The organism is Nonomuraea sp. NPDC050153 (assembly GCF_044460125.1).
Classification (GTDB): Bacteria; Actinomycetota; Actinomycetes; order Streptosporangiales; family Streptosporangiaceae; genus Nonomuraea.
Window position 1 is genome coordinate 37,083 of the sequence record NZ_JBITJQ010000003.1, and the last position, 21,492, is coordinate 58,574.

14 protein-coding genes are annotated in these 21,492 nt (G+C 64.1%); 7 read left to right on the top strand and 7 right to left on the bottom strand.

Going from position 1 to position 21,492, the window contains the following annotated elements:
• Positions 1-65 precede the first annotated feature (65 nt).
• The 3 genes from ACIBQ1_RS08450 to ACIBQ1_RS08460 all read left to right on the top strand — a co-directional run bounded on the left by ACIBQ1_RS08450 (position 66) and on the right by ACIBQ1_RS08460 (position 3,001).
• Entirely contained in the window at positions 66-758 is a 693-nt protein-coding gene (locus tag ACIBQ1_RS08450; RefSeq protein WP_397275619.1) for a TetR/AcrR family transcriptional regulator, read from the top strand.
• Between the two features lie 142 nt (positions 759-900).
• Positions 901-2,181 carry an ATP-binding protein gene (locus ACIBQ1_RS08455; RefSeq protein WP_397275620.1) on the top strand — a complete coding sequence of 427 codons (1,281 nt, stop codon included), beginning with the start codon at positions 901-903 and terminating at the stop codon, positions 2,179-2,181.
• Between the two features lie 67 nt (positions 2,182-2,248).
• A complete protein-coding gene (locus ACIBQ1_RS08460; RefSeq protein WP_397275622.1) occupies positions 2,249-3,001 on the top strand; it encodes a DUF429 domain-containing protein in 753 nt (250 codons plus the stop codon).
• Between the two features lie 532 nt (positions 3,002-3,533).
• Here ACIBQ1_RS08460 and ACIBQ1_RS08465 read toward each other — a convergent pair.
• The gene (locus tag ACIBQ1_RS08465; RefSeq protein WP_397275624.1) at positions 3,534-3,827 is read right to left on the bottom strand and encodes a hypothetical protein; all 294 of its coding nucleotides are present in this window, start codon (positions 3,825-3,827) and stop codon (positions 3,534-3,536) included.
• Entirely contained in the window at positions 3,824-4,177 is a 354-nt protein-coding gene (locus ACIBQ1_RS08470; protein ID WP_397275626.1) for a hypothetical protein, read from the bottom strand. The genes ACIBQ1_RS08465 and ACIBQ1_RS08470 overlap by 4 nt, the downstream gene beginning before the upstream one ends.
• Positions 4,178-4,248: 71 nt before the next feature.
• Between ACIBQ1_RS08470 and ACIBQ1_RS08475 the strand changes: the two genes are divergently transcribed.
• Positions 4,249-4,494 carry a GntR family transcriptional regulator gene (locus ACIBQ1_RS08475; protein WP_397275627.1) on the top strand — a complete coding sequence of 82 codons (246 nt, stop codon included), beginning with the start codon at positions 4,249-4,251 and terminating at the stop codon, positions 4,492-4,494.
• Positions 4,495-5,150: 656 nt separating this feature from the next.
• Here the strand turns inward: ACIBQ1_RS08475 and ACIBQ1_RS08480 are convergent.
• The 5 genes from ACIBQ1_RS08480 to ACIBQ1_RS08500 form a co-directional block, all read right to left on the bottom strand.
• A complete protein-coding gene (locus ACIBQ1_RS08480; protein ID WP_397275629.1) occupies positions 5,151-6,347 on the bottom strand; it encodes a DNA cytosine methyltransferase in 1,197 nt (398 codons plus the stop codon).
• 5 nt (positions 6,348-6,352) lie between these two features.
• Positions 6,353-7,336, bottom strand: a complete 984-nt coding sequence (locus tag ACIBQ1_RS08485; RefSeq protein ID WP_397275630.1) for a DNA cytosine methyltransferase — start codon at positions 7,334-7,336, stop codon at positions 6,353-6,355.
• 67 nt (positions 7,337-7,403) lie between these two features.
• The gene (locus tag ACIBQ1_RS08490; protein WP_397275632.1) at positions 7,404-8,231 is read right to left on the bottom strand and encodes a DUF6339 family protein; all 828 of its coding nucleotides are present in this window, start codon (positions 8,229-8,231) and stop codon (positions 7,404-7,406) included.
• Positions 8,228-9,160, bottom strand: coding sequence for a hypothetical protein (locus ACIBQ1_RS08495; protein ID WP_397275634.1), 933 nt, complete (start codon positions 9,158-9,160; stop codon positions 8,228-8,230). Before ACIBQ1_RS08495 ends, ACIBQ1_RS08490 begins: the two co-directional genes overlap by 4 nt.
• Positions 9,157-11,250, bottom strand: a complete 2,094-nt coding sequence (locus tag ACIBQ1_RS08500; RefSeq protein ID WP_397275635.1) for a helix-turn-helix domain-containing protein — start codon at positions 11,248-11,250, stop codon at positions 9,157-9,159. Before ACIBQ1_RS08500 ends, ACIBQ1_RS08495 begins: the two co-directional genes overlap by 4 nt.
• 437 nt (positions 11,251-11,687) lie before the next feature.
• Between ACIBQ1_RS08500 and ACIBQ1_RS08505 the strand changes: the two genes are divergently transcribed.
• The 3 genes from ACIBQ1_RS08505 to ACIBQ1_RS08515 are packed head-to-tail and all read left to right on the top strand — an operon-like array spanning position 11,688 to position 21,491.
• Positions 11,688-16,382 carry a DEAD/DEAH box helicase gene (locus ACIBQ1_RS08505; protein WP_397275637.1) on the top strand — a complete coding sequence of 1,565 codons (4,695 nt, stop codon included), beginning with the start codon at positions 11,688-11,690 and terminating at the stop codon, positions 16,380-16,382.
• Complete coding sequence (locus ACIBQ1_RS08510) at positions 16,379-18,283, top strand: UvrD-helicase domain-containing protein (protein WP_397275639.1); 1,905 nt, start codon at positions 16,379-16,381, stop codon at positions 18,281-18,283. Before ACIBQ1_RS08505 ends, ACIBQ1_RS08510 begins: the two co-directional genes overlap by 4 nt.
• On the top strand, positions 18,267-21,491 hold the full coding sequence (locus ACIBQ1_RS08515) for a helicase-related protein (protein WP_397275641.1): 3,225 nt from the start codon (positions 18,267-18,269) through the stop codon (positions 21,489-21,491). Before ACIBQ1_RS08510 ends, ACIBQ1_RS08515 begins: the two co-directional genes overlap by 17 nt.
• Position 21,492 lies beyond the last annotated feature (1 nt).

Consider the following 21,492-nt stretch of genomic DNA (forward strand, 5'->3'; position numbering starts at 1 on the left):
AACAGTGTTTCCTTAACAAGAGAACGTCGTACTCTAAACGCTGGTCACCTATGCTGGAGCGCGACATGAAGCGGGCATTCGTCCGGGCCAGGCGACCGGAGCACAAGCAACAGCGGCGCGAGGCGATCCTCGCCGCCGCCCGAGATCTCGCCGTCGCCTCAGGTGTCCGGAATGTCAGCCTGGGCGCGGTCGCGGAGGCCGTCGGGCTGGCGAAGTCCAACATCATGCGCTATTTCGGGACTCGCGAGGAGATCTACCTCATCCTGGCCGCCGAGGAGTGGCGCCAGTGGGCAGAGGCCGTCACCACCCGCCTCGAAGCCGCGCCGGACGATGGCACGGCGACCGTCACCGCGCGCCTCGAAGCGTCATCGGACGATGTCGTGGCGGCCCTCGCGGAAACGCTCGCGGACCGGCCGCTCCTGTGCGACCTCCTCAGCGAGACCGCGACGACCCTGGAGCAGAACGTGTCCGTCGAGGCGGCCCGCACGTTCAAACACGCCATCCTGGCCGTCGTCGCAGACCTGGGCTCGCAGGTCGCCCGGGCCACGGGTTTGACGGTCGGCGAAGGGAGGGAACTGGTTTCGGTCGCCACCGCCTTCGCCGGGATCCTCTATCCCATCGCGCACCCCTCGCCCACGCTCGCCGAACTGTACGCCCAGGACCCCGACATCGCCGCGAACTGCCCCGACTTCCTCCCCACCCTCACCCGCGCGCTCAAGGCACTCCTCGCCGGCCTCCCGGCGATCAGGGAGAGCTGAGCTCCAGCAGTGGATGGTCTGCGCCCGACTGTGGCAGGCCGTTGGCTGCGCAAATGTCAGTTCAGGCTCTCTGAACTGTCGGTCGTCGTTATCATGCATGTCGGTCAGATGGGCCGGGAAATGTCGGTCCACTATCTGTAGGATGTCGCTCTCGCTGGTAGAAGGGGCTGCGATGGATCTTATCGCCCGACGTATCGCTGATTATGCAGTGGAATTCCTGGACGCGTTCAGAGTTGTGATCATCAACGGGCCTCGCCAGTCCGGAAAGACCACTTTGCTTCGTCAGCTGGAGGCTTGTCGTGGCGGCACGTACCTGACCTTGGACGATGGCACACTCCGTGCCGCCGCACGCGCTGACCCGGAAGTATTCGTCTCTGATGGGCCGAGGCCGATGATGATCGACGAGATCCAGCGAGGTGGCGACGATCTGGTGCTGGCTATCAAGGCGTCAGTTGACCGTTCACTGGGGCGCGGGCAATTCGTCCTTGCTGGTTCGACCAGGTTTCTGGCGACCCCGTCACTCAGCGAGTCCCTGGCCGGACGAGCGGGCATCATCGAAGTCTGGCCGTTCGCGCAGCAGGAGCTGGCTGGGGGCGACACATCCTTTCTCACGAGGGCGTTCGAGGAGCCGGAGTCCTTCAGGACGACGGTGCAGAGTTCCTGCGGCAGGGCGGACTACTTCAACCTCATCGCCAGGGGCTTCTACCCGGAAGTCATAACCATGCGATCTGAGATTGCGCGGGCCGAGTGGTACGACTCCTACGTGCAATCGATCATCGACACGGATATTCGCGAGATGGCGAAGATCGATGAGCCCAGCAATCTGGGACAGTTGCTGAGGCTCGCCGCAGCCTCCACTGCTCAAGAGCTCAACGTCGTTAAGACCGGCAGCGACCTCGGACTACACCGCACGACGGTCAGCCGCTACCTTGGCCTGCTGGAAACGGTGTTCCTGGTGCAGTCGCTGCCTGCATGGTCGCGCAATCTCAACGCCAGAGCCGTGCGGCGCCCCAAGTTGCACATCACCGACACCGGGCTGGCCGCGCACCTGCTGTCGGTGGACGCCGAAGGGCTGGGGGCGCGCGTGGCACCCGCTCGTGGGGCGCTCGTGGAGACTTTTATCGCCAACGAACTGGCCAAGCAGGCGACGTGGTCCCCCTTCCGGCTGAATCTGTTCCACTGGCGCGTCAGCCAGGGGGCAGAGGTCGACCTGGTGGTCGAGCGAACCAACGGCCGTGTGATCGGAGTGGAAGCGAAGGCCACGGACGCCGTCGACCTCAGGGACTTCAAAGGCCTGATCACCCTCAGAGACTCTCTCGGGGACCAGTTCGTCCACGGGTTCGTGCTCTACACCGGGAGGCGATCACTCGCCTTTGGCGATCGACTGACCGCGCTGCCGATCAGCGCGCTGTGGGACCGTTAGCGAGCGCGGCTCACATGCCGAGGTCCGATCAGACATCGACATCGGAGAAGTCCCCTATCGTGAGGGGATGTTGACGGTCGGTATCGATCTCGCCGCGGAGGCGGTGCGGACCGCAGTGGCCTGGCTCGACTGGTCGGCCGGCCGTGCGCGGCTCGTCAGGGTGGTGACCGGGGCGGACGACGGGATGATCGTCGAGGCGATCATGGCCGCGGGCAAGGCGGGGATCGACTGCCCGCTCGGCTGGCCCGACCGGTTCGTCGACTTCGTCACCGCCCACCGCACCGGTCACGTCCAGGTGCCGCCGGGACTGGCAGGCCGAGCCTGGCGCCGCGATCTGGCGCTGCGGGTCACCGACCAGGTTGTGCACGAGCAGACCGGCCTGACCCCGCTGAGCGTGTCGGCCGACCGCATCGGCCACGCCACCATGCGCTGCGCCGCCCTGCTGGCCGAGTTGGCCCGCCGGGACCACCCGGTCGACCGCCGCGGCACCGGAGCCGTCGTGGAGGTCTATCCGGCGGCCTGCCTGAAGCGGTGGGGCCTGCCGCACCGCGGATACAAGCGCACCGCCAACCTCGCCGAGCTCGGCCACCTCGTCGACCGGCTCCAGGAGGCGGCACCGTGGCTGGACCTGGGCGACCACGAGCCGCTCTGCCGAGCCTCGGACCACGCCACCGACGCCGTCGTATCGGCCCTCGCCGCCCGCGCCGCCGCCCTCGGCCTGGTCACCGTACCGACGGGAGAGCAGGCGGGCCCGGCGGGTACGGAAGGCTGGATCGCCCTACCCACCACACCCCTGGCCCGCCTCATCACGGACGGCTGAGAAACGAGCCGAAGGCCTCATAGAAGACGCAAGTGGGCTTTGGTCGATGCCTGCCCAACTGGTACGTCGGGTGGCGTATTGATGGATCGCCGGGTAGGGGGCGTCATAGATCGCCTCGAAGCGATCTCGCTGGGTCACACAGCAGGCCGCAGGTCGTTCCAGTGGTATCCACAGTTCTCGGGAGGAGGACCCTCGAACGTATGAAGAGGATCAATTTCTAGGTCACACAACCGCTGATCCTGCGAATGCGCGTGGTAGGCCACGGCCCTATTCATGGCACTCGTCACGTCAGGCGCCTCCACGACCCACGTGTAGGGTGCCTCTCCGTCGAATCGTTCCGTACCGGCAACGGTCACCGTGAAGGTCTTCATCGCCCGTGACTCCCTCCTGCAGCGAAGATCGATGTCGCGGTCTGGCGTCTGGCGTCATCAAGGCGCTCGACGCCGGCGTTCATGAGGGGCGTCGGTCCTTGGTGATGGAATCGCCGGTCAGCGACGCTCTCTAATCGATGCCCTCCGCACCGTGCTCGGCGTCACCACGCCTGACCTGTCACGATCTGCAACCACAGATCCCGAGCTGCGCGGGCGGACACCCAGGCGCTCTCCATGATGACCCCGGGGGCTTCGTCGGTGAGGCGCCGGATGAACCAAAGCCCGGCTGCGGTGCACAGCTCGAACATCGGGTACGTGCAGGCGCAGGTGTGCTCGCGGATCCGCAACCGATCGGCACGTGGCAGGCTTCGGGTCCAGTCCACCCGTACGGCCTGCGCCTGCCTGGCCGCGACATGCAGGCCGTGATAGTCGAAGTGCGACGCCGGACCGCTCACGATCTCACCATCATCCGGGTCTGGTCTTCGAGCAGTGATACGAACGTCGTCACATCGTCCGCGCTCACCGTCTGCCGCAGGCCCTTGTCGATGTCGGCGTTACGGAGGTGGACACCGCGCCGGGTCGCGTAGAACACGCCCGCATCGCTCCGGAAGAGCGACCAGGCGGGGAACGCGGCGCGCAATGCGTTGAGCTCGTCGCCGGATGTGCTTCTCTTCCTTGTATCGCAGAGGGGGGAGACTTGGTTGGAGTTGTCCCTAGCAGGCTTGCTCATGCGCGTGACCTCCGCTTCTTCCGAAGAAGCCGTCTCGACGGCTCTATTGCCGCCGTCATCGTACTCTACGTCCACATGGTTCACCATGGTGAGCTAGAGTTAACCATGGGTATCTTCGGTTCTGCAGGGTTATCTACCGTTCGCTCGTGATCGAGTGGCGTCTCAACCAGCCCAAGTGGGTCCAGGTGGCGAACATCATCAAGGAGCGGATCAGCTCGGGCGACTACCCGGTTGATACGCCCGTCCCCAGCGAGCACCAGATCGTGCAAGAGTTCGGCATCGCTCGCGGCACGGCTCGCAAGGTTCTGCAGCGACTTCAGGAGGAGGGCGTCATCTACGCCGTCCGAGGTCTCGGCTCCTTCGTCTCGCCTCCCAACGGTACCGATTCGTGAGACTCAGGCGAGCCCATACGCCGCCTGATCGAGGCGGCTTCCTCCTCGGTCACCTCACTCGGCGCACGGTCAGCATCTGGCGCATCTCGGCCATGATCGCCTGCCCCAGAGGCCCGAGGCCGAGCACTGAACTGGGTGAGCGGGGCGTCGAGTTGCTTGGCAGCCGGCCCGGTCCAGACCTTGCCGGTACGGAACCTCGGGCATGACCGGTCGACGTCGATCGGCTCGATCATCGGACCGGCCGCGCGAACGGTGTTTGGAGCGCCTCATGCAGCGGGCTGCGCACCATCGTGGCCATCGGCTCAGGCCTTCGTCTTCTTGGGGTTAGGGGCGTCAAGAATCAGCGTCGGCGCGTTGTCGGCGCTGCTGATCTGACCGTAATAACCAACCGTGCCAGGATCGATTTCCGGTAGATGCCGAGCCCATTGACTGATCTCGAACTCGGTCTCTTCTTCCGATCCAGCGGGAGACAGCGATTCACATCCAGCCGGTACGTCACCGGCCTCGAGCTGGACCTACACGCTCCGCGCGGTCCGTATCCTGCTGACCTCGGCCACTACACTCAAACGTTGGTGGCGAGCACAGTCAAAAGCACCGCCATGCGCTGACCTACCAGCGCTAATCGACGTCATTCACGCAGGCCATGGCCTATGTCCCTACCAACCGCCTTGATCCAACGAACTACTGCTAGCGTGCAGATAACGGTATAAGTTCTCAGCGATCGCCTTCGCGAGGTCAACGGGTACGGCATTGCCGATTTGGCGGGCGATCTGGATCTTGCTGCCGACCCACTTGTAGTGGTCTGGAAAGCCCTGGAGGAGGGCGGCTTCGAGGTGAGTGATCGGGCGGTCGGCCTTGGGGTGAAGGTAGCGGCCCTTCTCGGGCTTGTAGAACTCGGTGCGGATCGTCACCGAGGGCCGGTCCCACCAGAGGCGCCCCATGACGTCGCCGGAGCCGCTCCGGTGGTTGATCCAGTTCGGGGTCGACAGCTCTTCCGGCAGGGAGTGGCGGTTTCCGCCTTCTGGGATCGCCTCGTAGCGCTTGCGTGAGCGTTCCGTTGGATTGCGCCCGATGTGGAGGTCAGTGGTGCGGAAGGTGCCGGGCAGGGTCTTGCCGAGGAGGTCGCAGGTCCGATCGGGGAGTTCGGTGGTCTGGGTTTCCGGGTGGGTCATGCTGAAGACCGTGCTGGAGGGGGTCCAGTCCTTCATGTGGGGGAAAAGCGCGCCCTCGTCGTCCTTCTTATCCGGCTTCCGATGGGTCGATCGAGGGTGCTCAAGAGGCTTGCCAGAAGGATGGGACTCGGTGAGATCTCGGTGTGTGGCCAGGACGATCACACGTCTGCGGGTCTGGGGCACTCCGTAGTCGGCCGCGTTGAGGAGCTTCGTCCGCAAGACGTAGTCCCGAAGCTTGCCATCCTGGCCGGTGGAGGCTTTGAGCAACTCGTACTCGCGCGATCGCAAAAACCGGTCCACGTTCTCGATAACAAAGATCTTGGGCTGGAGTGCGAGGACCACCCGGACGTACTCCTTCCAGAGCTTGTTCCGCGGGTCGTTCGGATCCTCCTTGCCCAGTCCGGAGAAGCCCTGGCAGGGAGGGCCACCGAGGATCACATCCACGGTGGAACCCACGTTCTTGGGGTCCCATGTGGCAATGTCCCCGGCGTAGATGTGGCCGGTTCCGCCGGCTTCTTCGGCGAAGTTCGCCGCATAGGTGGAAGCCGCCGCGATGTCCGATTCCACCGCGCCGACAGTACAGAAAGCGCCTGGCTTGAACGCGTGGAATCCTTGACTGAGACCCCCACACCCCGCAAAGAGGTCAACGATGTTGATGGGGCTGGTGGTGCGGGAGGTCATGAGCTTCACCTTACCGAGGCCGGCGGGGTCAGCGCTGCCACGATTCGATGGCCCACGGCCTCGGCGAGTGGGGGAGGGAATGCCTGGGCGACCTGTTTATAACGCGCGGTCTTGCCCCCGGTGACGATCCAATCGTCCGGTAATCCCTGAAGCTTCATCACCTGCTCGACGGTCAACTTGGGCACGCCGTCCCGGCCGAGGTCCGGGTCAAAGAAGAAGTCCTCACCAGGGACGTCATCTCCCAGGCTGTGGGCGTTCACGGCCAGTTCCATCCACTGCCGCTTGGTCCGGGTGGGGCCGAGGTCGGCTCCGCCGTGATTCTTCGATCCGCCCACGATCGTCGGTGCGATGCGGTTGGCCAACAATGCCCAGGCATCCGCGAAGGGCCAGCCCTTGCTCGCCATGGAGTCCCGGAGAACCTCTCCGACCGTGGCGCCGGCCTGCTGAGTCGGCGAAGGCCACTCGAAGCGAGCGAAGTCGTCTGGCCGCATGGCCACCACCAAGCAGCTACGCCTGGTCTGCGGCACGCCGAAGTTTTGGGCATCCAGAACATTCCATTCCCAGGAGTAATCGAGGTGCTTCAGCTCCGCCTCGACCTCCTCGCGCACCTTTACGAACTTCGGCGACAGCAGTGATGGCGTTGTCTCCAGCAGGATCGCGCGAGGCTGCAGCTCTATCGCCAGATAGACCGCCGCCGTCAGCAGGTCGCGTTCGTCTCTGGTGCCTTCCTGCTTGCCGGCTATGGAGTATGGAGTCGACGGGACACCGCCGGACAAAAGATCGACGGTCGAGATCCGATAGTCAGCTCCGACGAAGTCCTTGAAGTCCATTTCCAAGACGTTCCAACCCGGACGGTTGGCGCGCAGCGTTCGACAGGGGTGCGGATCATTGTCGATCACGACAACTGGATCGAATCCCGCCCGTTCCAGGCCGAGAGCTTGTCCACCGACCCCGGCACCGATCTCCAGGCTGGTGAACCGTCCGCCCATGCGTACGCCTCCTTGATCCAGGTTGCCGAGAATATGTGATCCCGCCTGTGAATCAAACGCCCCAGAACTATTCCGGCATGTCTTTGGTGCTCGGGATTTCGGTGAAGAGTTGCTTGAAGAGCGTGGCCAGGGTGTCCACCGACGCGGACCGGGCCCGCCCATCCGGAGGGCCGATCGGCAAAGAGTCATAAGGCACCAGGACACCCGTCAACTCCTCGATCCAGTCACGATAGGCGTCCATGTCTCTGGGGGCGTCCGGCGCGCGCGCCTCATAGGACAGTGTGCTGCCTGCGGTATTCACCGCCTGGGCCAGCGCGTTGACCTGCCGCCCGGTACGGATGACGTCTGTGGTGAGCAGTCGAATGATGGCTTGAGCGGTCGGCCGGTGGAGGATGACGTCGAGCCTCAGCACCGTGTTCAATACATCCTGATTACCGCAGGCCACTACGACCGGCGCATAATCCGGTCCATCTCGGAACAGTTCGGCCGCCCACCACAACCGGGCAAAGGCCTGTGAATGGAACGGGCCGGAAAACCGAGTCCGGGACACCGTTGGAGGATTCCCGCGACTCAGGTGCCGCCAGTAGACATAATCCGGTGCGAGCCCTAGGGTCAGATAGTTCCAGATCCGGGAGTCCGAGGCCTCGCGACGGGTCAATCGCAACGTCGAGTGCAGGACCGGTGCCAGCCATGTGTCGGCCGAGGTCCGCTCGGCCGGCGTGAAGCGCTTCATCGCTTCGTCGAGAAGCTGTCGTACCGGCTCTGCCTCCCACCGGGCAGGTTCGGACATCTGGTCGATCGCGGCGGACGGCAGCGGCTCGCTGTTCTCCAGCACACCGGTGGTGAGGAACGTCGCGGCCGCCTCGTCAGGCAACAAGCTCAAAGTCGTGTTCACTCGTCCTCCGGTTCGATCTTCTGCAGTGATCGAATGAAGCCACCCAGGCTCCGCGGCATCCGCGCCTGTTTGGCAGCGGCATGCAGCACCCGCGTTTGGATCCCGCCCACGCCCCGGTTGACGATCTCCCGGAGCGCGTCGTCCAGCGAATGATCGGGGAAGAGATCGGGAAGCATGCGGCGGAGCACCAGACCACGCCAACCTTCCGGCCACTCGTGGCCGTCGACATGATGAGCCGCCTCGTTGAAGAGTACGGTCCACACGTCCACCGCGATCTGCGCCGCCAGCGCTTCGCGCATGGGCCGCTCCGCGGCTTTGGGACTTTCGAGCACGGCACGCAGCCCGTCAAATCCACTGTTGAGGTTCAGCATGGCCGCCTCGTCGGTAACGGTCACCGCCCAGGGGTCGGTCTTGCACCAGGTCAGTTGCGGATCGTTGGCGAAGTCGACCCAACGCGTCCGAATGGACTCCCTCTGTGTCGCCACCCGAGCGCGGAGATCCACGGTCCATGGTTGTGCGACGGTCGCGATTACCCGTCCAGGTACATCGTCCACTGTCGCCACAAGCTGACCGGAGACCTGGACGCGGCCGAAATGGTCATCACGATGGAGCTCGACCTCACCGGCCCACTCGCAGGGCTGTCCCATCATGAGCTTCACGGCCGAATGTGTGTTGGTACGCCGTTCCGACGCCGTGACGAGGAAGGCGAGGCTGAACCAAGGACCGGTGTCCAACTCGTGTCGCGGCGCACTCACCTGGAGCCTCAGCCGTACGAGATTCCAGTCCTCCCGATCGAGCAGATGCAGCGCAACCGTCCGATCCGGTTCGGAGATCATTCCGTATGGCAACGCCACATCGTCGAGCCGAACCTCGCGCACGGTCATGGTGACCTCGCCGGCCAGCACCGGATAGGGCATGATCTGCTTCATCGGCTGGCGTCCTTGGCTTGGGCCAGGTCAACCTCGGCGATCGCCAATTGACCGGCCACGGGGTGACTGGCCACATCGCTCACGCCCGTGAAGACCGCGGATCGTTCCCGGGCGACGCAGAGCAGTACATCGCCGCTCACCTCGCAGTTCGACTCGGCGGAGAGCTCGGACCAGCGCGCTTCGGGTTTGGGGCCGGATCGGGTGGCGAACCGTAGCAACGGGCGGAGCACCCAGGCATCTTCCCGCTCGGGAAGCCTGATCTCGACCCTGATCCGCCAAGCGCCATTTTCGTCTACCTCGCCAGTCGCGCTCTTGACGGTCGGATAGCCCTTGGTGCGGGGCAGCGGCGTGGGGTCGAGGTTGGTCAAGTCACGCAGGATGGTGGGGATGTCCTCCTGCTCGACGGGTTCGGCGGGTTTCACAGCGCCCCGAACCATGGCGAGGATCGTTTTCCGGAACTCCTTCAGTCTGGTGGTGGCGCCCCGCGCATAGGTCGAGGTCAGGTCTTCGGTGGGCTTCCAGTCGTTGTGTTCGGGCGGCTCGGCGGCCCGAAGAAACGCCTCGGCAGCCTCCTCTGCCTGCAGCCCTGCCCCAGTGGCGGTTCCGGCAAGTAGTACGGCCTGGAATAGGGGCGAGCCTAGGGACACTCCGGTGACCGGCCGATCCAACACGGTCATTCTGGTGCTGCGCATGCCGACCAGCCGATTGGGCTTCTGGTCGCCATCGGTCGCCGGCGTCACCAGCAGCACCGCGCGATGTTCGATCGGGCGGTCATCAGCCTCGATTTTGCGCGGTGGCACGGTCAACGGCACGGACAGTTCGATGACGTCATCGGCCTTGGTGAGCTGAGATACGGTGGTTCGATCAAGGAATGCCCGTACGGCACGGGCCCTCGCGGGCTCGTAGCGGTACGGGTCCACTCGCTCCTCGGCCACGACCACCTGCCCATCGCAGAGCGCCTCCACTGAGGCTTCCAGCATGGGGGCCTGGCCACGGCCCGCAACCATAGACGCCCAGAAGTCCGAGGCCAGACCACGTACGAGGATCGTGTGCATCTCTTCCAGAGTGGTTGCTTCACCGGACGGGTCGTGTGCGCCGACGATCAGGAAGCTCGTCCCAGGGTCGGTGCTGCCACGTGTGAGATACAGCTCTTCGACTGTGCGCTCACCGGCCCACCAGGATCGGGCGGCAGACTCACGCATGGGGTCGCGGCTGCCGAGCCAGGCCGGTCCGGCGTATTGGACGCCGTTCAGCTCGTGCCAGGGCAGATCGATGCGACCGATCATGCGGCGTTCGCGCAGGTCCTCATGCGATTCCGAGAGAGTGCTGTTCACGACGACCAGGCCGAATCGGCTGGCTCCCCAGATGGTGGCTTTTCCCAGGCCGAACGAGCCGCCAGCGGTGCCCTTCTTGTGGCTGTCGAGTTGCCTGCGGACTACGGCGGCGAACCGCCCGTCGTCGTACTCCGGGCCGGTCATGCCGTTGGCGTTGTAGTCGTCGATGCGAAGCAGGAGCAGCTTGCCGGTCTCCCGGAGCTCGCGGAGCCCATCGGCCAGCATGCGGCCGACCTTCTGCTTCGGGTCGCCGGCGGCCTCGATGTGGGGGACGACGTCGTCCCAGCGGAGGGCCTCCTGTAGTCGGCGCAGGCGTTCACCGGTGATCTCGTGCAGGGTGAAGCGCATCCGGACCGGGCGTGTTCGGTTCCAACGTTCGTCCAGGCTGTTCTGAGTCGCTTCCCTTGCCGTGATCGCCAAGGAAGAGTCGAAGGCGAAGGCAGCCGCGTTCCCCAGCTCTCGGCCACCATCAGTGTGCGCCAAGCGGTGGTGCCAACCGACGTAACCGTTGGACTCGGGCGTTTCGTCTCGTGTGGCTGAGGCGCCGGCAGCCAGATCGAGGATCTCCTCGATCGCCTGGATCTTGTCGATCCGCGGAGTTGCCCTGCCGGTGATCCAGGCCGATACCGCGGCGCGGGTCACGTCCAGCGCGGCGGCCAGATCCGACTGGCTCATGCCCTTGCGTCGTAACTGTCTTCCGAGCCAAGCCCCGAATGCCTCAGGGTCCCGGGTGATGCCGTCACCGTCCTGCGTCATCGCGGGGTTTCTCCAGGTGAGACGGGGGGCCGTTTGACGCTTCAGGCTAGCGTTAAACAAAAGTTGACGCCACCTTGCTGGCGTTGTCCCTGTGAAGTGCTCATGGGTTCCGCACTCCAGGAAGGTCGACTTGGTCGTATATGTGTACATTTCATGCGATAAGTCCTGAAATTTACCTCTTGCGTGTCGAGCGCTACTCATGCCAATATCAACTCACTCGAGGGACGAGTTGACGCGAAGACTCTTCTATGGGGCGAAGCGTATCCAAATCGTTCGACCGTCCCCTTTTGCTTGACTGGCATCGGATCGTATTTTAGTGTGCCCAGATAAGATCGTTATTGACTGGTGGCCCGAGCCTTCTTTGGCATATCTGAATTGGTCTCATGTCCGTGCTCCACCCCCATCAATTGGTATTCCATCGTTGGGAGACAATTGCTGTGAGCAACGAAGGGCCTTCCGTTCTCGAGGTCATCCTCCAGCAGGCCGCGCGGGTGCTCGAGACCTACAAAATCGACCCGGGGCTGATCCAGGAACACGCGAATGGCGAGCGCCGGATCAAGGAGGGCGGCTACGGCGACCGTCAGATCTATGAGCTTGTCCAGAACGGCGCCGACGAGCTGAGGAACGACCCCGGCGGCGAAATCTCCGTGATCCTCACCGGCACTCACCTGTACTGCGCGAATCAGGGAACCTCGATGACGCCCGAGGGCGCGGACACCATTCTGCGCATGGGAGTTTCGCGCAAGCGAGGCGGCCAGATCGGCCGGTTCGGCGTAGGCGTGAAGTCCGTCCTGAGCGTCACGGACGTTCCCGAATTCTTCAGCAGGGAGGACGATAGGAGCTTCGGATTCGACAGGGAATGGGCAGAGCTGGAGATCAAGCGAGTCCAGCCTGCAACCACGGAGACGCCCGTCCTCCGGATCGCCCGCCCGCTCGACCGGGATCGGGCCGCCGCCGCCGACCCGATCCTCAAGGAACTGCTCTCCTGGGGGACGACGGTCGTGCGGCTGCCGCTGAAGCCCGTCGCCGTGTCGCGATTGGCCAAGGACATAGACGACTTTCCGGCGGAGTTCTCCCTGTTCTCTCCGCATGTCGGGACGGTCACCCTGGAAAAGCGGCTGTCCGGGCAGGTCTCCAAGCGGCAGATCTTCCAGCAGGTCAACGGCGACCGCCGCACTCTCCAAAAGGTTCTGTCGGTCGCGGGCAGAGAAGAGCGGGAGGAGAACGACGAATGGCGGGTCTTCACCTGCGTCCACCGTCCGTCGGTCAAGGCTCTGGAAGAGGCCGGTGAGCTTCACGACCGCCCCGAAATCGACATTGCATGGGCGGTTCCCGACGTGGAAGGGCGTGCCCCCGGACGTGGACAGTTCTGGGCCTACTTCCCGACGAACTACACCACGACACTGCGCGGCATCATCAACGCTCCGTGGAAGACGAGCGAGGACCGGCAGAACCTGTACGCCGGCAATCGGTTCAACGAAGAGCTGATCGTCGCGGTCGCTGACCTTGTGGTCTCATCCTTCCCGCTCTTGGCGCGGGCTGAGGACCCCGGGGCGTACCTGGACTTCGTCCCAGCCCGTGGTTTTGAGGAGCCGCAGTGGGCGGCCAAGGCGCTTGTGGGAACGATTTGGGAGATCGCCGCCAACAGGCCGGTTTTCCCGGACCAGAACGGCAAGTTTGACACCCCGGCCAATGTTCGCCTGCATCCGGACGACCTGCGGCCGGAGTGGCTGCAGTGGTGGAGCGAACACGTCGGACGGCCGGCGAAGTGGATCCACCACTCTGTGGAGAAGGCTAAGTACCGGCACCGTCGAGATAGCGCCAACCGGATTCTGTCCCACACGACGACTCCGGTCGCCACGGTCAAGGAGTGGCTGGAGGCACTCGTCTCCGATGGTTCCCCCGAAGCGTCGGCACGGGCGGTGCTCATCGCCGCCGATATGAGGCGGCACAAACATCCCCAGGCGGAGGATGCTCTGCGGGCGAGGATTATTCTGACCGAGACGCTTGGCATGGTGACCCCCTCCACCCAGGTCTTTCGGCGGTCCGCTGCTGACGGGCTCGCCGACAACACGATCTACGTGGACGAACGCGTCTACGCGGGTGACGAGGTCATCGCTCGGGCACTGGACTCGCTCGGCATTCACGAGGCTGATCACGTCGGTCGATTCGCATCCGTGGTGGAACGCGGTTTTCTCGGCTACGTCGATCGTGACTGGGTCGCATTCTGGGAACTGGCACGGCTGGCGGGACCCGCTGGTGTCCGTGCCGCGTTCAACGGCCGCGGCATCAATACTGCTAAGGAACTCAAGGTCAAGACCCTGATGGGCGACTTCCGGCGGATCAGGGACTGTTTGCTCCCCGGCCGCGTGGTCCCCGGCGACGGTTCCCGCGACAAAAAGATCACGGTGGACATGCACTTCCACCGGGAGGACCGTGCGTTCCTCCCCGACCTCGGGCTGCTCGAAGGCCCCATCGCCAACGTGGACCCCGAAGGCGAGAGTTGGTTCGAGGATTACAAGGAGGCTTACTGGAAGCAGTATGTGGCCAAGCTTCCGGCTAACGAGCCCCGGCCCACCCTGGCCAAGATGCATTTCGACGGGACCAGCCCCGCGGGCCCGCTGCATCTGTTTCAGCCGCTCTCGCCCGAAGGACGTGCGGCCTTCCTCAAGACCATCCCGTCGGGCGGGGCAGTGGCGAACTGGACCATGCAACCCGGTAACAAGGGTGTGGCGAGTCGTAGGTCGATCGCATCACCGATTCGGTGGCTTGCGCGCAAATACGGCTACCTCCAGACGTCACGGGGCCTGCGAGCGATCGCGCGCTGTGTCGGTCCCGAGCTGATCGCCCATAAGGACGTCCTTGCGGTTGCCGACGTGTCGGCTGGCATCGCCTCGATGTTGGCACTGCCGCACGCGCTGGGTGATCTGCGGGAGTCGCTATGGGAGGAACTGGTCGAGGAGGCGTCCTCGTCAATCGAGGACGCCTTCCCCGGTAAGGTCTATGCCCTGATGTTCGAGGTCGCAGTGGACTTCCCCGAAGGGGCCACGACGCGGTGCCGGGTGGGCGACGAATGGCGTAGCGATGTCGAGGACAAGGACATCGCAGTTACCGCGGTTCGCTCCGAATACGACGCGCTCGTACGTGAGAGGGTGCCCGCCCTGCTGGTCCCAACCGATTCGCTCGCGGAGACGATGCGGGAAGCATGGGGCATGCTCGCGCCCTCGGACGCGATCCAGAAGGAGATCAGGTATGTCGGGCAGACCGAAGCCGTACTGCTCTTGGAGGAGTTCCCATACCTGAGGACGCTTCGACGCCCGCAAGTGGAGGGGTGGTCCACGGTTCGGTGCGATGAACTGGAAGAGATCATCAGGACTCCCAAGGGTATGCGGACTCAGTCGATCCCCGCGGCCGTGATGCCGCAGGAGCGCAAGGTCCTCGTTCGGATGCCGGCAGACGATCTGCAGGTCCTCAACGCGGTGGACCGAGTGCTGAAGCTCTCCCTCGGTCCGGCGAACTGCAAGGGGATTCTCGACCGGCGCGAGCTGGAACGCAACAACGAGCGCATCCAGCGGATACGCCAGACCGAGAGCGTGGCCGAGAAGCTGCTGCAACTCGCGGGGGCGGAGGCCCTGAAAAAGGGGCTTCCGGAGGGCCTGTTGGAGAGCGACCAGGTCGGAAAGGGTTCTGCTCTCGGCGAGCGGCGCATTGCCGAGTTGGCGCACAACGCTTATGGGACCGAAGTTCTGCGGATCTACCGCAAGGACATTGAGGTGGAGTTCTCGCAGCTCTCTGCGTCCTTCCGTGGCGACGCCACATCAGTGCGAATCGTCAACGACCTCCACTTCCCCGGCGAATACGCAGGGACCAAGGGAGAGACGCTGCCGCCGTTGGAGAAGGTCTCCGGGCCCACCGCCTTTCCACGACTCCACGACTACCAGGAGAGACTGGCGCAAAAGGCGGTCGAGCTGCTGACCAGGTACGACGCACCGCGCGCCATGCTGTGCCTGCCGACTGGCGCCGGTAAGACTCGTGTGGCCGCCGAAGCTGTCATCCGTGTTATCAAGGAACGTGGGCTGGGCGGCCGACCGGTACTTTGGATCGCACAGAGTGAGGAACTCTGCGAGCAGGCGGTCCAGAGCTGGTCCTTCGTCTGGTCCAAGGTCGGCCCGGCCGAACAGCTCGTCATCAACCGGCTCTGGTCCACCCGCGAAGCCGCTCCTAGCAGGGACACGGCTCAACTGGTCGTTGCCACTGACGCCAAGCTCGATGCCTGCCTGGGCACACCCGAATACGCTTGGCTCCGCGACCCTGCCCTCGTGATCATCGACGAGGCGCACGCCTCAATCACGCCGCGGTACACCGCTCTTCTCTCATCGATGGGCTTGACGTTCAGGGAGACGTCTCGTCCCTTGATCGGTCTGACAGCCACGCCGTTCCGCGGTTTCAATGAGACCGAGACCAATCGCCTGGTCGAGCGTTATGGCGGGAACCGCCTTGACGAAGGCATCTTCGCGAGCGGGGATCCTTACGCCGAACTACAGGAATTGGGTGTGCTGGCGAGGGTGGATCATCGGCAACTCGAGGGCACGACGCTCACTCTCTCGGAGGAAGACCTCAGACAGGCGACCGCCTTCGAAGGAGCGAGGCTGCCCGCTTCTGTGGAGGACAAGCTGGGGCGCGACATTGAGCGCAACCAGATGCTCATCCGGGAGATTCAGGCGTTGCCAGAGGGCAGTCCGATTTTGCTCTTCGCCACTTCCGTCAACCATGCCAAGCTCATGGCCGCTCAGCTCAACGACCTGCGTATCAGGTCGGCAGCAATCGACTCCAGCACTCCGGACGCCGACCGGCGCACCCTGATCGAGAAGTTTCGCCGGAAGCAGATCCGAGTGCTGGCCAACTACGGCGTGCTCGCCCAGGGCTTCGACGCTCCGGCCACCGAGGTGGTCATCGTGTCTCGACCGACCTATAGCCCGAACGTCTACCAGCAGATGATCGGCCGTGGTCTCCGCGGTCCGAAAAACGGCGGAAAAGAGACCTGCCTGATCCTCGACGTGGCCGACAACATCATCAACTACGACCGCCAGTTGGCCTTCACCCAGTTCGAGTACCTCTGGAGCAAGAAGTGAGCGGCGCCTACAGCGGCGCCCCTGCGCTCACCGCCGAGCAGCGCGCTGTCGTCGAGCAGCCGGCTGACGTCCTGACTCTTGTGACTGCTCAGGCGGGTGCGGGCAAGACCCACACTCTCGTGCGTCGGCTCGACCGGCTGGTGGCCGAGGAAGACCTGAGCGCCGGGGAGATCCTGGTGCTCACCTTTTCCCGCGCCGCCGTCCGCGAGCTCAGGAACCGCCTTTCTCAGTACGGCGAAGCCGCCCGGCATGTGCGGGCGCAGACCTTCGACTCCTGGGCGCTCGAGCTGCTCACACAGGTGGACGCTCAGGGCGACTGGGTTGGCAAGTCCTTCGACGCCCGAATCGAGGGCGCGCAGAAGGCGATCGACGAGGGTCTTGCCGACGAGCGGTACGAGCATGACCTCCGCCACGTCGTGATCGACGAGGTTCAGGACCTGGTCGGGGCTCGGCGAGACCTGGTGGAGGCTCTGCTGGACCGGTTCGACTGCGGATTCACCCTGGTGGGCGACCCGGCTCAGTCGATCTATGGCTTCACGATCAAGAACCCTGCGGAGCGCAGGGAAGAAACCAACAGGTTCTTCGAGTGGCTCCGTGGCACCTTCGGTGAAGAACTGACTGAGCTGAGCCTCACTGAGAACTTCCGGGTCCGGACTGACGATGCCAAGGTCGCGCTCGATTTCGGCTCCCGGCTCAGGGCGCTCTCGGAGTCCGGCAACGAGGATGGCAAGGCACACTACGACGAGCTCCGTAACGTCCTCACCGGTGTCATGGATTTCGGTGGGTTCGATGAACTCGCTGCCGATGCGCTCACCAGTTACGACGGCACCGCCGCGATCCTCTGCCGGACCAACGGCCAGGCGTTGGTGGTGTCCGAGCGGCTGCATTCGGTTGGCGTCCGACATCGGCTCCAGCGTTCGGCGCGCGACCGTATTGTTCCAGCGTGGCTGGGTCTCCTCATGGCCCGGTGCGATGCTTCGTCACTGAACCGAGAAAAGTTCGACCGACTGATCAGCGATCTGGCGTTAGCCGAGGGCTCGAATGCCGATCTCCTGTGGCGGCTGCTGCAGCGGACGGGTTCCGGCCACGGCTCGGACCGTCTCTTGAACCTGGCCCGGCTTCGCTCGGCACTGGCCGCTGGGCGGTTGCCGGATGAGGTGACCGCACAGCCGCCCGCGCAGCTGGTGGTCTCCTCCTTCCACCGTGCCAAGGGGCTGGAGTTCGACCGAGTCCTGGTCGTGGATCCCGGGCCGTTGCAGGTGGTCGCCGCCAACAAGCGCAAGCACGTCGAAAAGGACGCGGCTGAAGAAGTCCGGCTCCTTTATGTGGCCATGACCAGGCCACGGGATGAGCTCTACCGGCTCTCAACCATGGATATGCGCAACGTCCGAATCGACGGTGGCACGGACAGGTGGGCACGCTACTTCTTCCAACACTGGCGGCGCGACGGTCTGGAACTGAGGAGTGGAGACGTCGCTACCGAATACCCGGCCGGTACGGTCGACTTGGATGCCGATGCCGCGGACGTACAGCACTATCTGGCGACAGCTGTGCAGCCCGGTGACGCGGTCGAGCTGGAGCGCCTTTATCCGGACCCGATCGGCAGGCTGGAGAGCCCGCCGTACTTGATCAAGCATCAGGGACGGTTGATCGGCACGGCTTCCGAGACGTTCCGGTCTGATCTCTACAAGTTCCTCAAGCGAGGTCCGAACTTCATTCCGAACGCCTTCCCGGCTGTGATCTCAGGTGTTCGCATCGACATCGTGGAGACCGTTGCCGGGAGCGAAGCCGCCGGTATCCGCGCCGGACTCAACCAACACGGTGTCTGGCTCGCGCCGCGTCTGGTCGGTCTGTCCATCTTCACCTGGGACAAGAAGGAGCTCGATGTCCAAGCACAGTGAGCACTACGCCTTCCGATACGACCTCGTCGAGCGTCTCCGCCTTGACATGATCGGCCCGGTGGGCGGTCCGGACGAAATCCTTAAGGACTCGCCTGTCACGTCATATGCCGCGGGTGTTCTCTATCCCCAGCGTCGCGACATCGCTGAGGCGGCCGAGGAGGCCACTGAACGTGACGCCGACCTCGCCCCGGAAACCCGCGTCAAGGACGACGTCCCCGACACCGGAGTCTCCCTGGCTAACGACCAGGCGCCGTCGTCCATGGGGCTGACCTTCGGGGTGGATCCGGAGGTCTCTCCGACCATCACGGTGACGGTGACGGTTGCTGTCTACGAACCGATCGACATCGCCGGGCGGCCGGTCAAGGCCCAGCGCGCCGAGCGCCGTACCACCGAAGAGCAGGAACTGCGTTGGCGGCGGCAGGGGTTTGAACTCGCGCCCTTCACAGTAGACGTGCGAACTCCCGATCACATTTGCGAGTCTCTCGCGCCGGGTGTCGAACTTCGCGTTCGGGTGCGCAAGCCTAAAGATGGGTCTGTCTCCATCACGGTCGCCCTGCTCAACGTGAACGAGGTCGAGAGGTTCGGCATCCGGGATGCCTACTGTCTTTTCCAGCCGGCGATCCGCGTTGCCGGCGCGGAAGGCACGAAACCCTTCGTGGAGCGACCCGTTCCGCTCGGTGCGGACGAGGCGGAGATCAAGACGAACCGGTTGCTCTACCGCCACGCTCCAAACTTCGCCGTAGGGCACGGCTGCGCGGCCAACTGGGACTGGACGCCGCTAGCTCCTCGCGATGAGGCACTGTTCAAGGGAGCCCCAGCTACAGCTGCCGCGATCTGGAGCGAGTTCGTCCCGACGAAGGAAGTGCTGCTCACCGACTCCAACCCGGAGATCGACGACTCCGCACTCCGAATGATCGATCTGGCGCTCAAGTCCGACGAGCAGATCCTGACCGGGCTCCGCGGTCTGGTGAATGGCTACCGGGCCTGGATCGCGGAGCGGGCTGAGGAGTCGCGACTACTCGGCGACACCGATTACGCCGAGGCAGCCAGGGAGCAGATCCGGCAGTGCGAGCTGGCCTGCGATCGGATGGACTCAGGTATTGAGGTACTCCGGCGTGAGCCGCTAGTCATGGCCGCCTTCCGACACGCCAACGAAGCCATGGCCGTTCAACGGGCCCGGACGAGCTGGATCAAGGGAAAGAAACAGGGAGAACCGAAGGTAGAGCTGGGCAAATGGCGCCCGTTCCAGATCGCCTTCCTACTGCTCTGCCTCGATGGCATCGTCGATCCCGATCACGATGACCGGCGGTTAGCCGATCTTCTCTGGTTCCCCACCGGTGGTGGTAAGACCGAGGCATACCTGGGCATCATTGCATTCACCGTCTTCCTGCGTCGACTACGCAAACGCGAGAGTGGCGGCGGGGTCACCGCGATCATGCGGTATACCCTTCGTCTGCTTACCCTTCAGCAGTTCGAGCGTGCCGCCGCACTGATTTGCGCCATGGAGGTTATCCGTCGTCGAACGCGCAAGGACTTGGGCGAGGAGTCCATCTCCATCGGCATGTGGGTGGGCGCCGCGGCCACACCCAACAAGCTCAAGGACGCCGCCGTCAGTTTGAAGAAGCTCCGGGACGGTGGCGAACTGCACACGGAGAATCCGGTCCAGCTCCGTTTCTGCCCGTGGTGTGGCACCGCTATGGGACCGGACGAGTACGAGGTGGACGTCGCAAGCTCCAAGATGCGCATTTTCTGTGCCGATGGGAACTGCGAGTTTCACAATGAGCTTCCGGTCCACGTGGTAGACGAGAAGATCTACGTAATCCGTCCGACGTTGATTATTGCGACCGTGGACAAGTTCGCGCAGATCGCCTGGCGCCCCGAAGTTGCAGCGCTCTTCAACCGGGATCGCGATGGTACGGCCCCGCCGGAGCTGATCGTCCAGGACGAGCTTCACCTCATCTCGGGTCCACTGGGTAGCCTCACCGGGCTCTACGAAACCGCGATCGACGTTGCCGCGGACCAGCCCAAGGTGATCGCCTCGACTGCGACCATTCGCCGGGCCAGGAAGCAGGGCAAGCGCCTGTTCAACCGGGAGGTGGCGCAGTTCCCGCCCGCTGGCCTGGACGCCCGTGACTCCTGGTTCGCGGTGGAAACCTCGGCCAGGGAAAAGGCGTCACGCCTCTACGTGGGGTTGCTCGCCCCCAACACCAGTCAGGCGACCCTGTTGGTCCGCTCGTACGCCGCCCTTCTACATCACGCGGCCCATATCGACGGCCCCGACTCGGTGCGGGATGCCTACTGGACTCTGGTGGGTTACTTCAACAGCCTCCGGCTCCTGGCAGCCGCCGAACTCCAGGTCCTGGACGACGTCCAAGACCGGCTCAAGCTGCTGGCCGAGCGGTTCGAAACCGAAATCCGGCGCGCCGACCAGCTCACGGAGCTGACCAGCCGCGTGAAATCCAGTGATATCCCGAAACGCCTTAAGGATCTGGAGCGTACGCTTCCCGACGAGAGCGTCTTCGACACGGTCCTCGCCACGAACATGATCTCCGTGGGTGTGGACGTGGACCGGCTCGGTCTGATGGCGATCATGGGTCAGCCGCAGACCACAGCCGAATACATCCAGTCGAGCAGCCGCGTTGGTCGTCAACATCCGGGTCTCGTCGTCATGCTCTACAACGCCAACCGATCTCGGGACCGCTCGCACTACGAGAGCTTCGTGCCCTACCACTCGGCGCTCTACCGGCAGGTCGAGTCGACTAGCGTCACGCCCTTTTCACCACGCGCCCGTGACCGGGCCCTGCACGCAGTCCTGGTGGGCATGGCGCGGCTCATCTACCCTGAGCTGCGACTCAACGGGGCGGCGGCAGCAGTACAGAAGTACGGGAGCCGGATCGAAGAACTGAAGGACCTCATCCTGATCAGAGCAAGGGGGGCCTTGGAAAGCGACGGGGGCGTGATCGACGAAGACGAGCTGGCCGGCGTCGAGAAGGACCTCAACGACCTCATCGCCGACTGGATCTACCTCGCCGACGAGAATCCGGACCTGGTCTATCAGGCCAGGCCGCGGTTCAAGCGGAGTGAGGTGCGCAATGCCGACGAGGCTCTTCTCTGTACCTTCGCCGATACCGACCTCACCCAAGCTTGGCCCACCTTGTGGAGCCTTCGTGACGTCGATGCGGAGTCCGACCTCTACCTGGAGCGATGAG